At 60.2% G+C, this 2,736-nt stretch carries 4 protein-coding genes; 2 read left to right on the top strand and 2 right to left on the bottom strand.

Annotation, left to right across the window (positions count from 1 at the left end):
• Window positions 1-843, top strand: an 843-nt coding sequence (locus Y707_RS0105780; RefSeq protein ID WP_026534364.1) for an HNH endonuclease signature motif containing protein, incomplete at its 5' end; no start/stop codon positions are given.
• A 92-nt stretch (window positions 844-935) separates the two neighbouring features.
• Here the strand turns inward: Y707_RS0105780 and Y707_RS0105775 are convergent.
• The gene (locus Y707_RS0105775) at window positions 936-1,415 is read right to left on the bottom strand and encodes an NUDIX hydrolase (RefSeq protein WP_026534363.1); all 480 of its coding nucleotides are present in this window, start codon (window positions 1,413-1,415) and stop codon (window positions 936-938) included.
• A gap of 27 nt (window positions 1,416-1,442) precedes the next feature.
• Entirely contained in the window at window positions 1,443-1,982 is a 540-nt protein-coding gene (locus Y707_RS23855; RefSeq protein WP_051441688.1) for a prepilin peptidase, read from the bottom strand.
• 85 nt (window positions 1,983-2,067) lie between these two features.
• Between Y707_RS23855 and Y707_RS0105765 the strand changes: the two genes are divergently transcribed.
• The gene (locus tag Y707_RS0105765; RefSeq protein ID WP_026534362.1) at window positions 2,068-2,715 is read left to right on the top strand and encodes a GNAT family N-acetyltransferase; all 648 of its coding nucleotides are present in this window, start codon (window positions 2,068-2,070) and stop codon (window positions 2,713-2,715) included.
• Window positions 2,716-2,736 lie beyond the last annotated feature (21 nt).

Raw genomic sequence — 2,736 nt, 5'->3', positions numbered from 1 at the left:
GCCTATCTGCCGGCCGAAGCCGCCACCGCCGCATTCAACCGCATCACCGACGCCGCCCGGACACTGCGTTCCCCCGAGGAGGAACGCACCGGGACACAACTCTGCGCCGACGTGTTCACCGACCTGCTCCTTGGTACCGGGTTCATACCCGATGGGAACATCGCAGACCCGAATCAGGCACACGGCACAACAAGGACTTCCACCGGTAAGACCGTGGCGGAACCGCACCTGCCGGACTATGACCAGATCAAGGCCGAAGTCCTCGTCACCGTCCCCGTGCTGACCTTGCTGGGTCTGTCGGAAGAGCCGGCCGAACTCGAAGGTTACGGTCCGGTCGACGACGAAACCGCACGCAAACTATGCGCGGGAGCGTCCTCGTTCAAGCGGATCCTGACCCACCCGGAGACCGGGGCGATGATCTCCTTCGGCCGGGACACCTACAAGGTCCCCGCGGACCTGAAAAGAATGATCAATATCCGCGACCGATGTTGCCGGGCACCGGGCTGCAACCGATCCGCGCGCTTCACCGAACTCGACCACACCAAACCCTGGGCAGCAGGTGGAACAACCGACTACGAGTCGGTGAAAGGCTACTGCCCCAAACATCATCTGCTCAAAACCGCCTGCGGATGGAAAGACACCCAGGACAAAGACGGCACCGTCACGTTCACATCACCTGCAGGACGAACCTACACATCCAAACCCGAAGGACCCGTCCTCACCAGCCGGAAAGACGCCCGCCGCTACAACACCGGCAACGGTCACCGCTTCGACCCCTGGGACCCGGAAAATGCTGGAAATACCCCAGCCGGCGATCACGACCAAACCCCACCACCATTCTGAAACCACCCGCAACAGCTACTCCAGCGGCACCGGAAACCGACCTGAGCGGGCCAGGGCCACGGGTCTCAGTAATTGTTCGCAGCTCTCAGTTGTTAACGCACGAACTGCGCTTCAAAGTCCGAGGCCTTCCAGGAGTGGGCCGTTCGGAGACGGGACAAATGGTAATCCGGTAATTCCGGAAGGTCGTCGAGGTTGAACCAGCGGACATCGAGCGACTCGTCATCGCTAACCTTTGCCTCACCAGAGACTGCCCTGCATCGAAAGGTAAGGGAGAGGAACTGCACTCGGTCGCCATTGATGAATTCGACCGGTCGATCCGCCCGAACATCAACCAAAGCTTCGACCTCGACGACTACACCTGTCTCTTCAAGCACTTCCCTCGCTAGACCCTGGGCCGGTTGTTCCCCAGGTTCGAGCATCCCTGTGATTAAGGTCCATACGCCATTGTCTGATCGTTGTCCCAACAACACCTGGCCGGCGTCGTTAAATACAACGCCTATAACGCCGGGCAGCCAGAGGAGATCGTGTCCGATCTTCTTCCGCAATTCGAGGACAAATTCTGGAGTGGGCATTCCATCACAGTAACTAAAAGATGCTGATTATTGGATGGTGGGCGTGGCGGTGAACTCCGGAACCGGCACGAATGCCATCACGAGAGCGGTTCCGAGAATCATGAATGGCCCGAAGGGAATCCTCGTCTTGAGATTTCCCTTGTGCGTCAGGAGCAGGATGGTGCCGGTAATTCCCGCAAGTACAAACGCCGCGGCGCTGCCAAGGAGCGCGTGTCCCCAACTGAGGTAACCCAGGTAAATGCCCAACACTCCTGCCAGCTTCACGTCCCCATAGCCCATTCCAGGCGGATAGACCCAGCGCAAGGCGAAGTAGAAAACCCACAATGCGGCTGCGGCGAGAATCATCCGGAGCAGGCCCCACCAGTCGCCCATCAGCGCGCTGGCCACACCGAGTAGTACCGCGGCTACTGGGTAGGCAGGGAAAACGATCTTGTTGGGCAGCCGGTGCTCGCGGAGATCGATCCGGGTGAGACGAACGGCTATAACCAGAAAATACCCGACGGCGAGAAGCACCAGTATGAATGAGGCGATGCTGTTCTGCCAGAGATCAGAGAGCCGCCAAACCATTATTCGAGACTACTTGATGTGGAGAACATGAACGCCATGTTGCGCGCCCGCTTGCCGGCCGGGCATACCGTGGTAGGAATGGCCGGTGAGCACTTTGACTGAGCTGTGGCCGCTTTTCGGCCTCAAACTGACCACCCCACGGCTGGAACTGAGTCCAGTATCGGATGCTGACCTGCCCCACCTGATTGCCGCCGTGCACGCCGGCATACACGACCCGGCTGTCATGCCATTCTCCTACCCCTGGACAGATGCCAAGGGCGAGGAGCTCACCGGGGAGACCCTCAAGTACTTCTGGCAGACCCGCGCTGGGGTTTCCCCGGACCGTTGGATTATTAATTTCGGAGTGTGGATCGATGGTGATTTTGCCGGTGTGCAGGAACTCATGACGACGGACTTCCCCGTTCTGAAGACTGTCCGCAGCGGCTCCTGGCTGACCATGTCACGGCAGGGCCAGGGAATCGGCACGGAAATGCGCCAGGCTGTATTGGCCTACGCATTCGACTATCTGGGCGCAGAGGTGGCGGAGTCGGACGCCGCGCCGTTTAACCATGCCTCGCTGGGTGTTTCACGCAAGCTCGGCTATCGGTACAACGGAGCAACAAGGGTCGCCGTCCGTGATGGCGAGCTCCGAGAGCAACGGCGCGTCCGCCTCGACCACGGGGACTTCATCCGCCCCACCTGGACACTGAGCGTCCAAGGGCACGACGACGTCGCGCGGCTGCTCGGGCTGTAACGCCGGCCTCCCGCCAAGGTA

The organism is Arthrobacter sp. H14 (assembly GCF_000520495.1).
Taxonomy (GTDB): Bacteria; Actinomycetota; Actinomycetes; order Actinomycetales; family Micrococcaceae; genus Arthrobacter_C.
This window is presented reverse-complemented; position numbering and strand designations above follow the sequence as displayed.